At 65.9% G+C, this 19,125-nt stretch carries 13 protein-coding genes; 1 reads left to right on the forward strand and 12 read right to left on the reverse strand.

Annotation, left to right across the window (positions count from 1 at the left end; all coding sequences use genetic code 11):
• Positions 1-121: 121 nt before the first annotated feature.
• The gene (locus AX018_RS11645; RefSeq protein ID WP_111877451.1) at positions 122-1,225 is read right to left on the reverse strand and encodes a glycosyltransferase family 4 protein; all 1,104 of its coding nucleotides are present in this window, start codon (positions 1,223-1,225) and stop codon (positions 122-124) included.
• Entirely contained in the window at positions 1,222-2,007 is a 786-nt protein-coding gene (locus AX018_RS11650; RefSeq protein ID WP_245951523.1) for an NTP transferase domain-containing protein, read from the reverse strand. The genes AX018_RS11645 and AX018_RS11650 overlap by 4 nt, the downstream gene beginning before the upstream one ends.
• A 95-nt stretch (positions 2,008-2,102) precedes the next feature.
• On the opposite strand from AX018_RS11650, the gene AX018_RS11655 reads away from it, so the two are divergent.
• The gene (locus tag AX018_RS11655; RefSeq protein WP_111877453.1) at positions 2,103-5,909 is read left to right on the forward strand and encodes a methyltransferase domain-containing protein; all 3,807 of its coding nucleotides are present in this window, start codon (positions 2,103-2,105) and stop codon (positions 5,907-5,909) included.
• A 54-nt stretch (positions 5,910-5,963) separates the two neighbouring features.
• Here the strand turns inward: AX018_RS11655 and AX018_RS11660 are convergent, their stop codons facing one another.
• The 10 genes from AX018_RS11660 to AX018_RS11710 all read right to left on the reverse strand — a co-directional run bounded on the left by AX018_RS11660 (position 5,964) and on the right by AX018_RS11710 (position 19,125).
• Complete coding sequence (locus AX018_RS11660; protein ID WP_415842037.1) at positions 5,964-6,821, reverse strand: methyltransferase domain-containing protein; 858 nt, start codon at positions 6,819-6,821, stop codon at positions 5,964-5,966.
• A gap of 126 nt (positions 6,822-6,947) precedes the next feature.
• Entirely contained in the window at positions 6,948-7,835 is an 888-nt protein-coding gene (locus tag AX018_RS11665) for a class I SAM-dependent methyltransferase (protein WP_111877454.1), read from the reverse strand.
• A 151-nt stretch (positions 7,836-7,986) separates the two neighbouring features.
• Positions 7,987-9,339, reverse strand: a complete 1,353-nt coding sequence (locus AX018_RS11670) for an ABC transporter ATP-binding protein (RefSeq protein WP_245951524.1) — start codon at positions 9,337-9,339, stop codon at positions 7,987-7,989.
• Positions 9,336-10,136, reverse strand: coding sequence for an ABC transporter permease (locus AX018_RS11675; RefSeq protein WP_111877455.1), 801 nt, complete (start codon positions 10,134-10,136; stop codon positions 9,336-9,338). Before AX018_RS11675 ends, AX018_RS11670 begins: the two co-directional genes overlap by 4 nt.
• Positions 10,137-10,346: 210 nt before the next feature.
• Positions 10,347-11,261, reverse strand: a complete 915-nt coding sequence (locus AX018_RS11680) for a peptidylprolyl isomerase (RefSeq protein WP_111877456.1) — start codon at positions 11,259-11,261, stop codon at positions 10,347-10,349.
• A 92-nt stretch (positions 11,262-11,353) separates the two neighbouring features.
• Positions 11,354-13,114 carry a cell surface protein gene (locus AX018_RS11685; RefSeq protein WP_111877457.1) on the reverse strand — a complete coding sequence of 587 codons (1,761 nt, stop codon included), beginning with the start codon at positions 13,112-13,114 and terminating at the stop codon, positions 11,354-11,356.
• A gap of 573 nt (positions 13,115-13,687) precedes the next feature.
• A complete protein-coding gene (locus AX018_RS11690) occupies positions 13,688-14,110 on the reverse strand; it encodes a hypothetical protein (protein ID WP_111877458.1) in 423 nt (140 codons plus the stop codon).
• Positions 14,111-14,138: 28 nt separating this feature from the next.
• A complete protein-coding gene (gspD, locus tag AX018_RS11695) occupies positions 14,139-16,589 on the reverse strand; it encodes a type II secretion system secretin GspD (RefSeq protein ID WP_111877459.1) in 2,451 nt (816 codons plus the stop codon).
• A gap of 668 nt (positions 16,590-17,257) precedes the next feature.
• Positions 17,258-17,809 carry a type II secretion system protein GspM gene (gspM, locus tag AX018_RS11705; protein ID WP_245951525.1) on the reverse strand — a complete coding sequence of 184 codons (552 nt, stop codon included), beginning with the start codon at positions 17,807-17,809 and terminating at the stop codon, positions 17,258-17,260.
• A gap of 8 nt (positions 17,810-17,817) precedes the next feature.
• Positions 17,818-19,125 (reverse strand): PilN domain-containing protein, encoded by a 1,308-nt coding sequence (locus tag AX018_RS11710; protein WP_111877461.1) that lies wholly within the window; start codon positions 19,123-19,125, stop codon positions 17,818-17,820.

Here is a 19,125-nt window from a genome sequence, read left to right on the forward strand (position 1 = left end):
AGAGAAGGGGCTGAAGGCCGCGGCTCCAAGCCTGCCTGCGCAGGCTTGGACGGCCCTGAAGAGCTGCCGCCTCTGGCGGCCGCACCGAGGCGCGAAGCGCCACAGGGGGTTGTTCTCTATTTCAATGGCGCAGCCAGCTAGGCACCTTGAACCGCACGATCGCCAGGTAGGCGGTCACGTAGGCCAGTCCGAAGAGGCCGCAGAAGGCCATGAGCACCGGCGTGTTGCTCCAGAAGAGCACCGCCGGCACCACGGTGAGCATGGTGAAGCCCCACAGGTACGGGGAGGTGCGGTTGTTGCGCATGAGCACGCGCCGGGATTCGTCGTCGTGGAACACGCCGCGCACGATGCGGCGGTAGATCAGCTGGTGAAAATGCAGCGCGTCCGCCACGCCCGGCGAGACGCCCCGCGCCAGCTTGCGGTAGCTGGAGAACAGCGTCTCCCACACCGGATACATCATCAGCAGCATCGGGAACCAGGGCGAGACCTCATGGTTGCGCTGCACCAGCGCGATGCTGCTGAGGGCGATCATCACCCCCCAGATGTACGAGCCGCCATCGCCGGCGAAAAGCATGCCCCGGGGGTAGTTCCAGACCAGGAAGCCCATGGTGGCCGCGGCGGTGCAGATCAGCAGGGACGCGAGGGCGCGGTCCCCCACCTGCAGGCTCACGTGGGCCAGCGCCAGGCAGGCGATCAGCGCCACCATGCCGGCCAGCCCGTTGTAGCCGTCGATGATGTTGAACGCATGGGGCAGGCCGGCCACGGCCACCACGACGATCGCCATCCCCAGCCAGGGCGTCTCCACCAGATAGGCGTCCAGCCACGGCAGGCCCAGCCGGGGCAGGTTCATGTTGAGCACCATCAGGGCCACGCCGCCCGAGAGCGCCGTGAGCAGCAGCCGGTAGCGCACGGTGAGCCGCTGGGTCATGTCCTCGGCGATGCCGCCGACGGCCGCGGGCAGCAGCGACGCCAGCCACCAGCCGACCCACGTGCCCAGGCGCAGCGATCCCGGATCGCCCATCCAGAGCGACTGCAGGGCGCCCAGGGCCCAGCTCGCGCCCATGCCGCACAGCAGCGCGATACCGCCCAGGCGCGGCACGTCGCCGAGGTGGAAGCGCTGCGGCATCGTCTCGCCGTAGTTGGCGGCATGGCCGCGCCCCCAACGCACGATCACCGCCGCCGTCAGCGCCGACACCAGAAAACTGACCAAGGACAACCAAATCATGAAGCACCGATCGTACGCGGCCCTTTTGTATCCGCCCGCAACAAAGATTGCGCCTTCCGATACACGGGCGACCGCCAGAGCCGCCACAGGCTCCGCACATGCCATGCCAGATGCGCCCCGCGCCGGTGGCTGGCCCGCTGCCCCGCGTGCACCACGCGCACCGGCGCCTTCGCCAGGGACAGGCCCTCCAGGCGCAGGCGCAGGCACAGGTCCACGTCCTCGCAGTACATGAAATAGCCCTCGTCGAAGCCGCCCACCGCCTGCCAGGCCGCCAGCGGGAAGACCAGGCAGGCCGCGTTCACCCAGTCCACCCGGCGCTCGGGGCGCCGCAGCACGCGGCGGCGCCACAGGGCGGCGGGGGTGGGAAGCTCGCGCTCGGCGTCCTGCGGGGCGCCGCGTCCGTCCACCTGCACGGGATAGGCGCAGCCCACGCCCGGCGCGGCGGCGGCCTCCCGCAGCAGCGGGAAGGGGTCGCCGTCCAGCAGCGCGACGTCGGGATTGAGCACGCAGACGAACGGCTCGCGCGCGTCCCGCAGCGCCCGGTTGTGGTTGGCGCCGAACCCGAGCGGGCGCGGATTGCGGCGGATGTCCAGCACGAAGGGCCAGCCGCCCTCGGGCGCGGCGGGCTCCGCCTCGGGCACGTTGAGCGTCAGCACGACGCGCGCCACGCTGGCGCGGCAGCGCTGCGCCATGGCATGCAGCAAGGCCTGCACCAGGGGGCCGTGGCCGTGGCTGACCACCGAGACGGCCAGGCCTTGGTGCATGTCGGAATTCGTCATCATGGGTCGCGTATTGTCGTCTGTGGCGCCGAGCCCCCCGCGCCGGCGCCCGTTACGCCTGCTACAAGCGGTCTTCACGCGGCCGTCATAATCCCGGGATGACCCAAACAATCGAGGATTTGCACGTATATCTGCGCAACATCCGGCCCGATGAGCGCACTTCCCTCTCCGTCCTGGCGGAACAGATCCACGAAGGCGCCAGCGTGCTGGACCTGGGCTGCGGCAGCGGGGCCCTGGGCCAGTACCTCTCCGAAACCCGCGGCACCACCAGCGACGGCGTGACCTGGAGCGAGGCCGAAGCGGCCCACGCCCGCCCCCACTACCGCCGCGTGGTGGTCGATGACCTCGAAACCTGCGACCTGGTTACCGTTTTTACCGGCCAGCGGTACGACTACATCGTCTGCGCCGACGTGCTGGAGCACCTGCGGCGCCCCGAGCATGTGCTTGACCTGTGCCGGGAGCTGCTCGTGCCCGGCGGCCGCCTGCTGATCTCGGTGCCCAACGCCGGCTACTGCGGGCTGGTGGCCGAGCTGCTGCAGGGCGAATTCCGCTACCGCGAGGAAGGGCTGCTGGACCGCACCCACCTGCGCTTCTTCACCCGCCGCTCGCTCGCACGCTTCCTGGGCGAACACGGCTGGGCGCTGGACGGCATCGACACCATCCGGCGCGAGGTGCCCGAGTCCGAGTTCGACGACGCGTTCGACACCCTGCCCCCCGCCGTGGCCCGGCACCTGCTGGTCACGCCGGACGCCATGGCCTACCAGTTCATCGGCGTGGCCCGGCCCGCCGCCGGCGCGGTCGCCAACGACCCGGGGCCGGAAACCGATACCCAGCCCCCCCAGGCCCTGTTCACCGCCCAGCTCTACTGGGGCACCGCGCAGGGCTATGCCGAGGACCAGAAGCTCACGGCCCGGGGCGCCATCGGCGAGCCCCGCCAGACCCTGCGCTTCGCGCTGCCCGCCTCCGGGGCCCCCGTCACCCAGTTGCGGCTCGACCCCGCCGACCGGCCCGGCTTCCTGCACCTGCACGGCATCACGCTGCGCGCGCCGGATGGCTCCGCCGCGTGGTCGTGGCGTGCCGACGCCGAATCGCGCACCCAGCTCGCCCGCATGCCCCACCAGCAGATCGCCTGGGACCTGCAGGCCCTGCCGGCGGCGGCGGCCTCCAGCCTGCTGCTGCTGACCGGGGACGACCCGTGGATGCAGCTGCCGGTCCCGGCCGAGGCGCTCGCCGCGCACGCCCGCGAGGGCGCCAGCCTGGAGGTCGATCTGGGCTGGCCCATGTCGGCCGACTACCTCGCTCTCTCGGGCGCCGTGCGCCCCCTGCAGGACCGGATCGCGCGCCTGGAGCACGACAGCGCCGAGGCACGCCAGCGCCTGGCCGAGACGCGTGGCGCGCTGGAGCAGGAGCAGCAGTCGCTGGACAACGAGAAGCGCGCGCACGAGGCGCTCAAGGAAAGCGCCACCGGCCTGCTGAGGCAGCGCGCCGACCTGCAGCAGGAATCGGCGCAGTTCCAGCGCAACGCCCGGCAACTGCAGCACGAGCTGGCCCAGTTGCAGCACCACCTGAAAACCATCGAAAACTCCACCGTGTTCCGAGCGACCCGCCCCATCGTCCATGCCAAGATGCGCATCGACCGCCTGCTCGGGCGCGGCCCGCGCCCCGCCGAGGTCGCGCAGCGCGTGCCGACGCCCGTGCCCCCGACGCCGCACCCGGTGGACGTCATCGTGCCCGTGTACCGGGGACTTGCCGACACGCAGCTGTGCGTGGAATCGGTGCTCGCGAGCCCCTGCCAGACGCCCTACCGGCTCGTCGTCATCAACGACGCCAGCCCCGAGCCCGAGGTCACGGCCTGGCTGCGCGAGCGCGCCGCCCGGGACGATCGCATCCTCCTGCTCGAAAACGAAGAGAACCTGGGCTTCGTCGGCACCGTCAACCGCGGCATGGCGCTGAGCGAGCACCACGACGTGCTGCTGCTCAACAGCGACACCGAGGTGGCCAACGACTGGCTCGACCGCATCCGGCGCGCCGCCTACGGCGATGCCCGGGTGGCCTCGGTCACGCCCTTCTCCAACAACGCCACCATCTGCAGCTACCCGCGCTTTTGCAAGGACAACGACCTGCCGCCCGGCTACGACACGGCGCGCCTCGACGCCCTGTGCGCGCAGACCCACCCCGGCGCCGTGGTGGACGTGCCCACGGGCGTGGGCTTTTGCATGTACATCCGGCGCGACTGCCTGCAACAGCTCGGGCTCTTCGACACGGAGCACTTCGGCAAGGGCTACGGCGAGGAAAACGATTTCTGCCAGCGCGCCCAGGCGGCGGGATGGCGCAACCTGCACCTGCTCGACACCTTCGTGCTGCACACGGGCGGGGTGAGCTTCGGCGACAGCAAGAGCCCCCGCGAGCTGGCGGCCATGGAGACCCTGCGCCGCCTGCACCCCCACTACGAGCGCGACGTGCACGCCTTCGTGCAGGACGACCCCGCGCGCGCGCATCGCCTCGCGCTGGACGTGGCCCGCATCGCCGCCGCCGGGCTGCCGGCCGTGCTGGCCGTGCTGCACGACCGCGCGGGTGGCACGGTGCGCCACGTGCGCGAGCTGGCCGCCCACCTGGCGGGCCAGGCCGTGTTCCTCACGCTCGCCCCCGCGGCGGGCCAGGGCGTGCGCCTGCGGCTCGCCGGCGAGGACGAGGCCTTCGAGCTGGCCTTCCGGCTGCCCGAGCAGTTCGACGACCTGCTGGCCGTGCTGCGCCAGCTCGGCGTGCGGCACCTGCACTACCACCACCTCCTCGGCCACGGCCCGGAGGTGCGCGACATCCCGCACCTGCTGGGCGTCTCGTACGACTTCACGGCGCACGACTACTACAGCTACTGCACCCACATCTCGATGACCGACAGCACCAACCGCTACGCCGGCGAGACCGGCCCGGGACAGTGCAAGTGCTGCGATCCCGCGATGGCCTCACCGCTGGCCGGCAGCACCGTGGCGCAGTGGCGCGGCGCCAATGCCCGGCTGCTGTCGGGCGCGCGGCGCGTGATCGCGCCCAGCCACGACACCGCCCGGCGCATCGCCGGCTTCGCGCCGGTCGCGCGCGTGCACGCCGTGCCGCACACCGACATGCCGGACGCCTCGCTCCTGCCCGCACCCGCGCCGCGCCCGCTGCCGCCCGGACGGCGCCTGAAGGTGGTGGTGATCGGTGCCCTGAGCGCCATCAAGGGCGCCGACGTGCTCGAAGCCGTGGCGCTGGAGGCCGCGCGGCGCGATGCCCCGGTGGACTTCCACCTCATCGGCTACGGCTACCGCAGCCTGCAGACCCAGCCCCGCGCGCGCCTCACGGTGCACGGCGAATACCAGGAAAAAGACCTGCCCGGCCTACTGCAATGGCTGGAGCCCGACCTCGTCTGGTTCCCCGCGCAGTGGCCCGAGACCTACAGCTACACGCTGAGCGCCGCGCTGCTCGCGGGCCTGCCCGTCGCCGTGCCCGACCTGGGCGCGTTCGCCGAGCGGCTCGCGGGGCGCCCCTGGAGCTGGGTGCGCCCCTGGGACGCCACCGGGGCCCAGTGGCTGGCCTGGTTCTGCGACGTGCGGGAGCGGCATTTCGCCACCGGCGCCGCGCCGGCCCTGCAGGAGGCCCAGCCCCAACCCGCGGCGGAACACCCCGCGCCCGAGCCCTTCCGCTACCAGACCGACTACCTGGCGGGCATCGCCCTGCCCGCGCCCATCGAGGGCGTGCCGATGGCCGAGCTGGCGCGCTACGTGCCGGCCGAGACGCCCGCGGCGGCGGCCCGCTCCGGGGTGCTCTCCGCCGTGGTGTACCTGCGCTCCCTGCCCGTGCTGCGCGGCGTGGCGCGGCGCATTCCGGCGCACTGGCAGCGCCGCGTCAAGAACTGGCTGACGGCCTGACCACGGGGGGCGGCCCGGGCCGCCCCCGGCCCCGACCGCAGCGCCGCCGGGCCCCTACTTGGCCAGCAGCAGGAAGATCTCGTTGTTGAGCAGTAGCTCGTCCGGGTACTTCCCGCGCAGCGCCTGCGGGATCTCCATCTGCACGCTGCGGCGCTCCTGCCGCGCGACGCGGAAACCCACGCGCTCCATCAGCGCCACCAGCTCGTCGGCCGTCAGGCGGTTGAGCGTCCGGTATTCGTTGAAGACGAATTTCTTGTAGCCCTCCACCCCGAAGTCGTCGAAGCCGAAATCGCGCTCCGCGCCGTCGATCGGCCCTTCGTGCGCCTGGATGATGGACCACAGCTCGTCGTCGCTGGCCAGCAGGTGGTGCCACGGCACATCGTCGTAGCGGCGCAGGTGCGAGCCGAAGGGCGAGTAATACAGCGGCTCGATCTGCAGGAAGAAGAAGCCGCCGGGGTTGAGCGCCTCGTACAGGTCGCGCGCGATGGGTTCGAGCTGCTCGCGCGACACATGCTCGAAGGTGGACCAGCTGAAGATGCCGTCCACCGGGCGGCGCCCCGCCAGCGGCTGGGCCGGCCGGATGGTCTCGAAGCCCAGCGCCTTCGGCACCCGGCGCAGCCCCAGTTGCTCGCGCGCGATGCGCGGCAGCTTCGCGTATTCCTGGCGGATGTCGATGCCGTGGATGGACGTTGCGCCGTGCCGCAGCACCAGCGCCAGATCGGTGATGCCGTCGCCGCAGCCGAAATTCAGCAGCCGCGCCGTGCGCAGGTCCATCGCCGACCCGAGCCAGTGCTGCACCACGTCGGCGGCATAGTGGAAATGCGCGCGGAACCACTCGTCGGTAATGGCTGCCGCGTCCCACTGCGGCGGCCCCCAGAAACGCTGCTGGATACGGTCGAGCAGGGAAATCATGCGGTCAAATCCTTCGGCACGGTCGAAAACGAAAGCGGCAAGCATACCCGGGCACCCTTTGCGCCCACCGCCATCCAGGACACCCGGTGCCGGAGCGCCCCAGGCGTGGTCAGGGCCGGGGCCACGTCACGGCTTGCGCAGCACGTAGGCGTCCTGGTGGTTCCAGAAATGCATGGGCACGCTGTGGATCAGCGCGTCCGCGCCCACCGTCTCGGCGATGCGCGCGCGCACGAAGGCCTCCGACGTGAAGGCCGTGCCGTACTCCTGCACGTCGATCGCCTGCGACTCGCTGGACGCGGCGAAGAAGAAGCCCTCCTCGTCCAGCGCCACGCTGTCGTGCGCCGCCGCCTTGAGGCCGTGGGTGGAGAACACCAGCACGCCGCCCGGCTCCACCCCGTCGTAGAGGCACTGCAGCCAGCGCGACCACGTGCGCCGGGGCAGGTGGCTGAACAGCGAAAGCACGAAGACCACGTCGTACCGCTGCGGCCACGCCAGCCTCTCGGGCTCGATCGACGACAGCATGCTGCGCACGCCGAAGGTCGCGCTCGCGAAATCCATGGCGTCGGGCACCACGTCCGACACCGTGACCCGCTCCGGGCCCAGCGCCTTCACCAGATGGCGGGTGAAACGGCCGTGCCCGCTGGCGAACTCCATGAACCACCGGGTCTTGAGCAGGGGCCGGTCCACGGTCTCCAGCAGCACCATCAACTCCGACAGCGTGCGCCAGCCGTCCGCGAGGTAGTCCCGCAGGGGGTTCGTGCTGGACGGATGCCCCTCGAAGAACCGGAAGATGTCGTCGGCCGGGGCGATCCGGCAGTCCAGCCCCATCATCTGGGCGAACGCGCCCGGCAAGCCGTGCGCCTCGATCAGGTTGTGGGCCTCCAGGCGCGTGGCCCGGTCCGCCAGGGCGCGCCGCAGGGCCTCGGCGGCGGGCGCGTGCTCGCCCCGGGCCAGGTGCTGCCGGCCTTCCGCCAGCCATTGCGCGCAGGTCTTGTCGTGGGAAATGTCAGTCATGTGGGAAGGAGTGCAGGAAACGCCACGCACGGGTGGCCGGCAAGGTTTTCAAGGTCGAAAGCGCTCCATGTCGCCGAGAAATCTACGTATTCAGCTATTAAATCAATAGCACATGGATCGCTGGGTGCCAGTGGCTGCCATGCAGGCGGCATCAGCCCCAGTGGTGCGGCAGCTTCACCAGCCCCGGCATCAGCGTGTGCCGCACCCAGTTGAAGTTCAGGAACTGGAACCATTCGTCGTAGACCACCAGCCCGCTCTCGTCGAAGAGAAACGCGCTGATCACGTAGTCGCCGGAATGCAGCGGCAGATCCGGGAAGGTCAGGACCGACTGCCAGCGCCCATCGCCGAGCGGCACGGGCTGCGCGCCTTCCTCGTGCGTCGCCAGCGACGTGATGCCCACGCCCCGTGACTGCTCGATCATGAAGCCGATGTTCGGGCGCTCCTGGCCCCGGCCCCGCACCACGATGCGCACCACGAGATCGGAGCCCTCCAGGCGGCCGAACTGCTCGCCCTCGGGTTCGCCCAGGCCGTCGATGTCCACCGACAGGATGCGGGCCGAGCCGTCGTCGCGCGCCGGTGTGTTGCCGCTGCGGGCGCGCCGCCCGGCCGGCGGTGCGGCGGCCGGATCGGCGCCATCGCCCAGCGGCGCGCCGCTGTCCGGCGCCGCATCGCCTCCGGCATGCGCTGCCGTGCCGTCGGCCCCGGCCGGATGGGCCGGGCCGGCGCCGGGCAGCGCCGCGTTGCGCAGGCGGGAATGCACGTCATAGGCCCCCAGCACCGGCTCGGTCGCGCCGAACTGCTTCACCTGCCCGCCATCCAGCCAGAGGGCCAGATCGCACAGGTGGCGGATGTGGTAAGGGCTGTGCGAGCAGAACAGGATGGTGCAGCCCGCGTCTCGGAACGCCATGATGCGGTCCACGCACTTCTTCTGGAAATGCTGGTCGCCCACGGCGAGGGCCTCGTCGATGATGAGCATGTCGGGCTGCACCGCCGTCACGAGCGCGAACGCCAGCCGCACCGACATGCCCGACGAATAGGTCTTGACGGGGCGGTCCAGCGCCTCGCCCAGCTCGCAGAACTCCACGATCTCCGGTTCGAGCCGCGCCATCTCCTCGCGGTCGATGCCGATCAGGCTGCCGCCGAAGTAGAGGTTGTCGCGCCCGCTGAAATCCGGGTGGAAGCCCGCGCCCAGCTCCAGGATCGCCGTGACCCGCCCCACCCGCTCGATCGTGCCCGTGGACGGCTGCAGCGTGCCCGCCAGCAGCTTCAGCAGCGAACTCTTGCCCGCGCCGTTGTCGCCGATCACCCCGATGCACTGCCCGCGCCGCAACTCGAACGACACGTCGCGCAGCGCCCAGTGGCTGCGGTGCGTCGAGCGGCCCGTGATCAGCGATTTCAGCCGCTGCCGTGGCGAGGCGTAGAGCCGGTATTCCTTGCCCACGTTCTTCACCGTCAGCACGGTATCGCCCATCGCCGCCGTGCCGTCCACCAGGGTCCCGCTCATAGCCAATCCACCAACTGATCACGGCTGCGTGCCGCCACGACATTCAGGGCCACGGCCACCACGGCCGCCCAGCCAAGCGCCGCGCACCATACGCTCAGCGGAGGCCAGGCCCCTTGCAGCAGCACCTGCTGGTACCCGATGACCAGCGCCGTCATGGGATTCAGCCACAGCACCCAGCGCCAGTTCTCGGGAAACAGCGTGAGCGGAAACAGGATGGGCGTGAGGTAGATCCCCACCGAAAGCAGGAAGCCGACCAGCTGCACCGTATCGCGCAATGCCGCCGCCAGGATCGCCAGCAGATAGCCGATCAGCACGCTCAGCAGCAGTTGCAGCGCCAGCAACGCGGGAAACGCCAGCAGGGCTCCGCGGAATCCGTGTAGCGGGCTGTAGATGGCGGCGACCAGCAGCAGCAGCGGCCCGTAGATCATCGCGCTCGCCAGCACCGAGCGGGCCGCGAACAGAACCGGGGGCAAGGGATTCTTCTGGAGCAGGCCACCGGACTCGATCAGGCTGTTCATGCCCCTCGAAACCGCGTCGCAGAACGCCATCCAGGGCAAGGCGCCCACCACGAGGAAGGTCCCCACCGCGCGCGTGGGCGCACCGTCCCCGAGGCGCATGGAGAACACCACGTCGAAGACCAGGTAGTAGGCCGCCACGGTGAGCAGGGGCTGCAGGTACGGCCACAGCACCCCGACCGCGGTGCCCGCATGGCGGGCTGCCACCTCGCGCCGGGTGAGCACCCACACCAGGGAACGCGCAGTCCACAACGCGCGCAGTTCATTGCATAACGTCTGCATCCAACAATTCAACTCACAACAACGGGCAGGAAAAAGCGGCGTTCAGACCGACCGCCGCCTGGCTTTCGCTACGGGCTTGCCATCCCTGCGAAACCGGGATTGGGCACGGGAGCGAGGCGTGAAGCCACAGGCGATGCCGCCGAGCAGCGCCGGAGCAAGGCGCCGTGGCAGCCGCCGCGATGGCCAACCCGTACCCAGGCGCTCACGTTGTCAAGGGGCAGGCTTGGCAGCGGCAGCCGGCGCGGCGTGGCTGGCCGCGTAGGCGTCGATGGCTTCCTGGTTGACCTTGAGATTCTTCTGGAGCTTGTTCACCTCGGCCATGCGCGCTTCATCCTGGGTGGTCTTGCGCACCTCGGCCAACAGTTCGTCGCGCACTTCCTCGAAAGGCTTCAGGCCTGCCGGGCGCCGCGCTTCCAGCTTCACGACGTGGTAGCCGAACTGGGTCTTCACCACACCACTGAGTTCACCGGGTTTCTGCAGGGCGAAGGCCGCCTGATCGAATTCGGGCACGGTGCGCCCCTTGGCCAGAAAACCGAGATCGCCGCCGCGTTCCGCGCTACCCTTGTCTGCGGAGCGCTCCTTGGCCAGGGTGGCGAAGTCCGCGCCCCCCTTGAGATCCGCCAGCAGCTTCTCGGCCTGCGCCTGCGCTTCAGGCGTCGTGCCAGCAATCAGGATGTGCCGCACCCGCACCTGCTCGGGGGCCTGGAATCGCTCGGGCTTAGCCTTGTAGAGCGTGCGCGCCAGCGGCTCGGCCTTGGCGTCGCTGAGCGTGTTGGCCTGGTCCATGCGCTGCATCAGAGCGTCTGCCAGCACCTGATCACGCGCGATGCGCAGGGCAGCGGCCACTGCGGGGTCTTTGTCCAGGGATTGGGTCTGCGCCTCTTGCGCGAGGGCACGACGGGTATAGAGATTGGTTGCGATCTGCCGCACGGTTTGGGGCTTGCTCAGCACGGTGCCACGCATCTCCGGGGGCATGCGCAGCGAGTCCGCCTGCATGTCTGCCGTGCTGATCGACACGGAATCATTTTGGATCAACACGGGGTCTGCAGCCCAGACGGTCGAAGTCAGACCACCCAGCGAAGCCGCCATGGCCCAGGAAACAAACCGGAGAGAAAAACGCTTCATCGTTTACAGCATCCAACAGGTGTAACAGTCAAAAAAAAGGCGGGGGTAAACCCCCGCCTTTTTGGTTTCGCGTTGCCGCGAAAAGTGCCCTATTACTGAGCAGCCGTGAAACGGTGGGGCCACGTGATGCCGTAGGTGCCCACGGTGCCTGCAGAAGCTTGGGGGTTCGTCAGCTTGATGAACGAAGCGCCCAGGATCGGCAGACCAGCTTGCGAGTTGTACTGCACAGCGTTGGCCGTACCAGCGGTAGCACCATAGACAGGACCCAGGGTCGTCTGGAAGCTGTTGGTGGTACGCACCACGCTCCAGCCGTTCACGAAGGAACCGGATGCCACGTTCTGACGTGCCACGGAAGCGCCCAGCACCGAGGTGTTGGCGTCAGCGAAGCTCAGAACGCTGGTCTCGCCGCAGAAGCGGGTCTGCGACACAGTGGTGGGCGAGAACACGGCGCCGCTCGTCGTCGTCGTTTCTTCACGATCGAAGAAGGACTGGCCGGTGGAGTTCACGCAGATCAGGCCGCCTTGCAGGGCGGTGTTTTCCGGAGCGAACCATGCAGCGTAGTTGGTGGCCAGCGTGTTCGTTGCGGAACCCGTATCGAGCACCGTGAACAGGCGGTAGTTGGCAGCCGTCGTAGCACCTGCGTTGTAGTTGGCGGCAACGCTGTAACGACGGGTGGGCATGGAGAACACCCAGTCGGTTTTGGCCGTGATCGTCGGATCATTGGCGTACTGGTTCGTGATGGAGGTCACGGCCAGAGCGCGCGTCAGGTTGTAGGCTTGGACACGGGTGTCCACCACAGCCGTGCCACCAGCGTTCAGCGTATAAGGCGTGGACAGGTCAGGCAGATCGTAGTTGGCGGCGACCAGAGCGGCCGTCGTCACTTCAGCGTTCGCGCCGGTACGGGTGTATGCCACGCGGAACAGCGGGTCAGCCGTGAACGTTTCAGGCGTAGGCGCCTGGAGTTCGCTTTGCGGGAAGTGTACGAAGTTGCCACGGCCAGCGCCAGCACCCGTACCACCCGTAGCCGTCACAGCCGTAGCAGCGCCGGAGAAGGTCGTGGATTGGGCCACGTTGATGATGTACCAGTCACCCAGCAGACCAGCCGTCGGCGTGTCCAGACCCAGTTGACGGGCTTGCGCTTCGGTCGTGACGTTGGCCAGCGTTGCGCTCAGGGCGGTTGCCGTGCAAGGAGCCGTGCCGCTCACGTGCTTGATAGCCGTGTACAGAGCGCTGTTGGCGTTGCGGTTCGCACCGTAGATGGCGTTGGAGTCGATGTTGGCCATGTTGAAGATTTCAACGTAGCCTTCACGCGTTTGGTTGGCGATGTCGCCAGCCAGCGTGCTCAGACGACCCGTATTGAAAGTTTGCGCCACATTGCGGGTGATCGTAGGCAGCGTGCAGGTGCCGTCGCCGGTCGTCAGGCGGGCAATGCCGTTGGCATCAGCCGTCACAGCAGCGGTCCACACGTCGCCAGGCGACAGGAACACTTGGAAGTCCAGAATATCGTCGGAGTTGGCAGCGCTGCGGAAACGCACCTTGGCCAGCTTGCCGTGCACGGTGTCGGTGTTCACCACGTGCAGAACGGTCATGTTGCCGTTCTGAGCATTGAAGTAAGGCACCACCAGCGAGTGGCCGTTGCCGCCTTGCGACAGCTGGAGACCCGTTGCGCCCGTGGCCGTGAGACGCCAGTTGGCAGGAGCCGTACCAGCGTCGGGAATCCACACACCGTTGGTGATGGTACCGCCGTCGCCGCCCACGCCCGTGCCACGCACCACATCAGCAGATGCAGCGCCGGCGAAGCCCAGGCCACCAATCATGGCAGCAATGCTCAGGGCCAGAACATTTTTCTTCATATCGAGAACTCCAGTTAAAAAGTTGGTAAGCGCAACTACCACGATTGATTACGCCAAAGAATAGTAGCACAGCGCATTCAAGCCCTGTACTACGGAACACCTGCCGAACCTTCGCCTGTTGATGAAATGCAACAGTGGATGAGAGGCGTGCCGCATACGGAGCCATCCCAGCAAGGCGGGGATGAGCCCGACCATTTTTTGGGCGGGGCCTGTCGAAGCGGAAGAACCCGAACCAAGCACCCTCGCTCAGCGGGTTTGCGACCTCCATACCTCCACAAGCCTCGGGGGCGAACAATACCAAAAGAAATGTGCATTCCCAAGCAAAAAATCCTAAATTTGCACACTTTTCCCCTGCCGTCACACCCCATGGCTCGCCAGCACAGAGACGGGCTGACTCCCCCCAAGACGTTCAATCACAAACAACCATCCACGGTGGTTGTCAGACGTAACAACGCCCAGCCGCGTAAGCGAACTGGGCGCAACCCGCTGGGCACAAGATGACGAGCACTTCCATCCACGAACGGGGTGAAGCGACTTATCAAGCCACCCCCATTGATGGAAGAGCCGAAGGACTCAGAGGTCTTGGTACCTCCACCACTGTCCATCTTCCGATATCCAGACCTCGTCCAGATAGGTATCAATGGCGTCCAGTTTGATCCCGATGATGGCGGGCTTGGCCATCAACTTCATCCGGGCAGTGCACTTTTCCGCCTCGCATTTCACACCGACCACCTCGGCTGACAACACGGATGCCGCATTACCAAACTGCCGGGCAAATTGCTCCTTGGTGTGAGCCTTCCTGTACGACGGAGGTGTCAGTGCATAAGATTTTTCGGACTGCCCGGCAATCCGAGCCTGCCAATATTCATTGGCGCGCTGTTTTACCTGCTGCTCAGGAGTCGTTGGCTGCATGGCGGCACAGCCAGCCAGAACGAGAACACCCAAGGTAACAGCGGCAGGTCGAATTGCTTTCCGGTAAATAGTATTGAAGCGCATAGAAATGATGATAGAAGAAGAACCAACCTCACTGAGGCGGCAAGGGCTGGACCGTTGGCTGCGTGCCCCCTGGCGCAGGATTGACTCGACCGGACTCTCTGAGTTCAATAACCTGAAGACCCTTGAGACGATCGCGCAATTCATCGCTGACCTCGCGAATATCGATATCCGTGCGCACAACCTTGGGAGTGATCACCACCAGCAACTCGGTACGATTACCGGTTTTTCCGTTATTGCTGAAAAGATTCCCCACCAATGGGATTTCCTGCAGGAATGGCACGCCCGACTTCGAATTATTGCTCGTATCCCTGATCAAACCACCAAGCACGATGGCCTCACCCGAGCGGACCGCCACCTTACTGGTGATCTGGCGCTGCTGGAACACGGGTTGCAAAGATACGCTGCCCGAACTATCTGCCAAGACGTCTGTGACCGTCTGGTCTATTTGCATCGTGACCAGATTGCCAGCGTTCACCGACGGCGTGACGGAAAGACTCACACCCGTGTCACGGTATTGAATCGTGCTGGTCTGGGCATTCGTGTTGTCGACAAACGTGGTGCTGGCAGTTTGAACAGGCTGCTGGTTACCCACGCTCATCATGGCCGTATGGTTATCCAGCACCATCAATGATGGGCTTGAAATGACCTTCAACAACCTCTTCGTAGCCAATGCATTGAGGACGACGCGCACCCTGCCCAGAGGATTTGCCAAGGAGTAGGTGAATCCAGCACGCGCAGAGCTTGGCAACGACCCTGTACTGTTGTCACTATTCAGCAACGACCCCGTCCCCGTGTAGTCGGACGGGCCGCCTGCGCTGAAAGACCATTGGAGACCATATTGAAGCGTGTCATCCAATGTCACCTCCACGATGGAAGCCTCGATCAACACCTGCGTCGGGGGCAGATCAAGCCGCTTCAGCGTGGCCTCGATCTTCGTATATTCTGACTTGGTTCCCCAGATCAATACGGAGTTGTTCAACTCATCGGCCATGACGCGCACCGTACCTATATTGGTACCGACAACGCCCTGCGTGCTACCACTCTGGTTTTGGTTGTTGCGATTGGTTTGCATGGAGCCGAAGCCACTGCTACCCGACCCGCCTCCACGGCTGCTGAATGCGCTGGATGACCCAAATCCGGTACTGCTGAACGCGGAATTGCCAAACCCCGTGTTGCCGAACGCATTATTTGACCCGAACTGCCCAAAAGAATTGGACGATGTCCCCCCGAGCCCTGGAGCCACACCACTGTTGGCGGTGGCTCCACTGCCTTGGGTGCCACCAAAAATGCCGCTCAACACACCCGCCAAATGCTTGGCATTGCCATTCTGGACGTGATAGATGAACAGTTGCGGCTCGGAACCGTTGTCATTGGGTTGGTCCAGCTTCTCGATCCAGCGGCGAGCCTCATCCAGATAGGCAGCTCGCGGCGTAACGACAAGAATGCTGTTGATCCGCTCGATCGGCATGATGCGCAATGCACCAAACAATGGATTGGCCTCCCCCAGAGCTGCCGCCCCGGCATTGGCCTGATTGGCTGCACCGGCAGTCCCTGCAGCGATGGCGGATCCCGTGGCTGCACCCGCAGCAGGCGTGGCAGGCGCCGCCCCACCGCTCACGACACGCAGCGCAGCCTCCACCTCTTTGATGGATGCATACTTGAGCGGGAAGACCCCCACGGACATGCCCTTGAGAAGATCGACGTCAAAGGTGTTGACCAGATCCAGCCACCCTTCAGCCTGCGTGCGCGTTCCGGACAAAACCAGCAAATTGCGGACATTGTCCACACGAACGATCGCATCTGGAGCCACCATGGGCCGCAGAATGGACGCCATTTCAGCAGCGCCGATGTATTGCAACGGCACGATGATGGCGCCATAGCCTGGGGGAAGAGGCTCTCCACTCTTCACCTGCCGAAGCGTTCCCCCGATGGCCCGCAGTGCGTCTGGGCGGCCGACGTGGTATGTCCCGCGGGCATCCCTCAACATTGCCAAGCCGTTTGCCTGCAAAGCACTCTCCAGCAGGAACATGGCCTGATCAGGCGGAATGGGATTGCGCGTGGAAAGCGTTACCGTTCCATTCAGGGGGGGATGCAGCACGTAGTTCGCCTTGGCAATGTCACCCAAGATCGTGCGCACGACCTCCGAGACTGGAGCCTCCTCGAAATTGAATGCCATGGGAGCACCAGTGATCGGCGGCACTGCTTTGGGTTCACCCAGGATGATGTCGTTGCCGCGCAAAAGACGAGGCTGACTGCCCTTGTCTTCACGGCTGCCCTCACCCGCGCCATCACCACCGGGCTTTGCGATGGAACCATCATTGGCTGTCGTACCCACTGCAACAGCCGGTCGATTCCCCCCAGCAGACTCGGTGACCACGTTGGTTGCAGCCGCAGCTTCGGGCTTTTGCTGCACTTGCGCAGCAGCCAACTGGCATACGGCCAATGCAACGGATGAAAAAGCGTATCGATAAGAAATCATGACTACGTGCCCAGAAAACGGGAAGAGCGCGTCGGCGCGCAAAACTCAAGGAACTCGTGTTCCACCGAAGGTGGCACGGCGTGAAGGTGGCAGGGGCTCCCCCACTCCTCCGGGTGGTGGTGCAGGCGGCTGCGCGGCCCCTCTCGGAGCACCAGCCGACGCAGGCAGCGGCGCGCCGGAATAAACGGTGACCGCCGCACGGGGGAGCAGCAGCGTCCGCACCTCGCCACCCCGGCCGAAAGTCACGACACGATCCTGTATGGAGGTCAGCACCCAGCCGTCGACGTTGTCGTTCAAGCGCAGGCGCCTTTGCTTACCCGCCACTTGAATGATCACCCCTCCCTGTCCTTCGCCAGAGTAGACCCCTGACAACCGAGCCGAGGAGAGATTGTCCGGAGGAGGTTCGTTCGCTGCCGGGGGGGGCGGTGGGGGCGGAGGCCGGCGAGTACCCGAAAAAAGCGGTCGGTCCAACATGGCCACAAAGGCCCGGGTATCCGTCGATCCTACGGCAGGCACGACTGGCACCAGACCTTCCAGATCCACTTTACGGGGCTCAGGGGGTTGCCAGTGGATATTGCGGATCGCCCCATCCGGGGACACCCACATCCACAGCAGCAGCAAAGCGAGTCCGGCATTCAGCAGCAAAAGAACACGCAGGGCATGGCGCTTCATGACCGCTCCCGCAGCACGCTCAGTCCGAACGTAATGGACAAACGGGGAACGATCTTGGGATCCAGACTGCCAAAAGCCCCCAGGACCTGCACTTCCAACTCATTGATCACGATGATGGGAAGTTGCCCATTCAATACAGCGAGAGCACTTTGCATGGCAAGCATGTCGCCTTCCGCGCGTACATTGAGTGGAATGCGGTCAAAACCCTTTTCCTCTTTAGCAGGCAAGACTTGGCTGCTGCTCACCTGCAACCCCGCTGCACTGAAGATATCCCGCACCTTCTGCTGCGCCACGTTCCCCGTCTGATTGGCATCCTGGCTGGCGGGATAGACGTACTGTGCACGCGCTTGGGTGGCGCTGTTCAAGGCAGCATCGATGTCTGCCTTCTGGGCCTCAAGGCCCAGCAACCTGGCATAGCGCGGCTCCAGTTGCTCAAGCCGTTCTTGCGCGGCCATGTGCCGCTGCGCGACATACCAGCCCATGAATGCCAGGGGCAGAAGGCCCAGGACCAGAGTACCAGCGAGAACCGCGATCTCGCGTGAGGGCATGCGTTTCATTATTTGTTGCGGACCACAGAAGCAGAAGAAGACGCAGCACCTTTGGGCCCCGCATCGCCAGGAGCCGTGGCGACTCCACCAAAGGTCGCCCCCCCAGGAGACACCGCCGCACGAGCCGCTACGGGAGGAGTGGCCGGAGTCGATACGGGCGCTACCGAAGTAGCGCTTCCCGCTGCTGCAGATGGCAAAACAGCACTGCCCGGAGTGGATCCGTTTGACGCGGGCGCCACGCTCGCAGAAGCCACCGCCGGCTTCAACGGCGTGCTGACGGGAGCACCAAATACCTGAGGGTCCAGCGTGAACTCGATGGAGAAAGTCTCTTTGCCCGTATTGCCCATCCGCATTGCGGCGGAAGGTGCGCGAACCTCCCGGAAACCGGACTCATTGCCCAGCAGTTGCATCAAGGAAGATGCATTGCCGGTCATGCCGACGATGGTGACTTTGGTGCCTTGCAATCTGAAGCTCTGCAAAGCCGTGTCGTCTGGCAACAGTTGCGTGAGCTTATCGAGCACTTTCAGGGGTTCAAGGCGAGTGGCCAATACCTCCGAGAGCATGGTGAGCTTTTCCGACGATTGCATGAGCGATTCGCGCTGGCGAACAATCTCAGCGGTCCGTGTTGCCACATCCGTATACGACTGCGCCGCCTCCAGAGCGCGAGAGCGCAGTTGCAGGCTGGGCGTCAATGCGATGGCCACCAGCAGCATCCCCGCCACTCCCATCAATCCGTACCCCGTGCGACGCCATTTCACGGCATGGGCCTTGCGCAAGCCTTCGCCATATCCGCCCAATACGATTGGCTTGCCTTCGCTGGACAGCACCCAGACTTCAGGGTCCGAGCCAGCAGCCAAACGCCCGGACTTGGACATCAGATATTGGGCGATTTGCTTGCGTGATGCCAGCACCAGCTCCACGCGGGCATTCCCTTGGGAGAGGGTATGGGGCCGATGCCCCCACACCAAATCCTGCGCACCAAAGGGGCTGATGGCACGAGCTTCCAGCGCACTGGCCTGCGCCACATCCGCAGCCCCCACCGGAGGCAGGGTGAACGAGCGGCGCAATACAAGATCTTCGGGAAGCTCGATGGCGGTGAAGCGAGTCTTCCCCAAGTTTTCAGCCCGCGCCTTCCGCTCCTCTCCCAGCCAGACCGTTTGCTGTCCATTGGGATGGAGAACGACAACCGGCATGGCAGGCGTCAGCCATGAAAAGACCGGCCAGTCATGCATGTGCACCCACGACTGGTAAATCTCGCGGCCCAACACACGCAGGTCGATTCCCAGAAAACGGGCCTCGGATGAAATAGATGGCAT

It is taken from the genome of Paracidovorax anthurii, assembly GCF_003269065.1.
Lineage (GTDB): Bacteria > Pseudomonadota > Gammaproteobacteria > Burkholderiales > Burkholderiaceae_C > Paracidovorax > Paracidovorax anthurii.

What these genes read in the sequence shown, in the direction of transcription:
- AX018_RS11690 (WP_111877458.1), bottom strand. Translation starts at nt 14,110, where the DNA reads ATGCGCTTCAATACTATTTACCGGAAAGCAATTCGACCTGCCGCTGTT.
- AX018_RS11680 (WP_111877456.1), bottom strand. Translation starts at nt 11,261, where the DNA reads ATGAAGCGTTTTTCTCTCCGGTTTGTTTCCTGGGCCATGGCGGCTTCG.
- AX018_RS11660 (WP_415842037.1), bottom strand. Translation starts at nt 6,821, where the DNA reads ATGATTTCCCTGCTCGACCGTATCCAGCAGCGTTTCTGGGGGCCGCCG.
- AX018_RS11655 (WP_111877453.1), top strand. Translation starts at nt 2,103, where the DNA reads ATGACCCAAACAATCGAGGATTTGCACGTATATCTGCGCAACATCCGG.
- AX018_RS11675 (WP_111877455.1), bottom strand. Translation starts at nt 10,136, where the DNA reads ATGCAGACGTTATGCAATGAACTGCGCGCGTTGTGGACTGCGCGTTCC.
- AX018_RS11645 (WP_111877451.1), bottom strand. Translation starts at nt 1,225, where the DNA reads ATGATTTGGTTGTCCTTGGTCAGTTTTCTGGTGTCGGCGCTGACGGCG.
- AX018_RS11650 (WP_245951523.1), bottom strand. Translation starts at nt 2,007, where the DNA reads ATGATGACGAATTCCGACATGCACCAAGGCCTGGCCGTCTCGGTGGTC.
- gspM (WP_245951525.1), bottom strand. Translation starts at nt 17,809, where the DNA reads ATGCCCTCACGCGAGATCGCGGTTCTCGCTGGTACTCTGGTCCTGGGC.
- gspD (WP_111877459.1), bottom strand. Translation starts at nt 16,589, where the DNA reads ATGATTTCTTATCGATACGCTTTTTCATCCGTTGCATTGGCCGTATGC.
- AX018_RS11685 (WP_111877457.1), bottom strand. Translation starts at nt 13,114, where the DNA reads ATGAAGAAAAATGTTCTGGCCCTGAGCATTGCTGCCATGATTGGTGGC.
- AX018_RS11665 (WP_111877454.1), bottom strand. Translation starts at nt 7,835, where the DNA reads ATGACTGACATTTCCCACGACAAGACCTGCGCGCAATGGCTGGCGGAA.
- AX018_RS11670 (WP_245951524.1), bottom strand. Translation starts at nt 9,339, where the DNA reads ATGAGCGGGACCCTGGTGGACGGCACGGCGGCGATGGGCGATACCGTG.
- AX018_RS11710 (WP_111877461.1), bottom strand. Translation starts at nt 19,125, where the DNA reads ATGCCATCTATTTCATCCGAGGCCCGTTTTCTGGGAATCGACCTGCGT.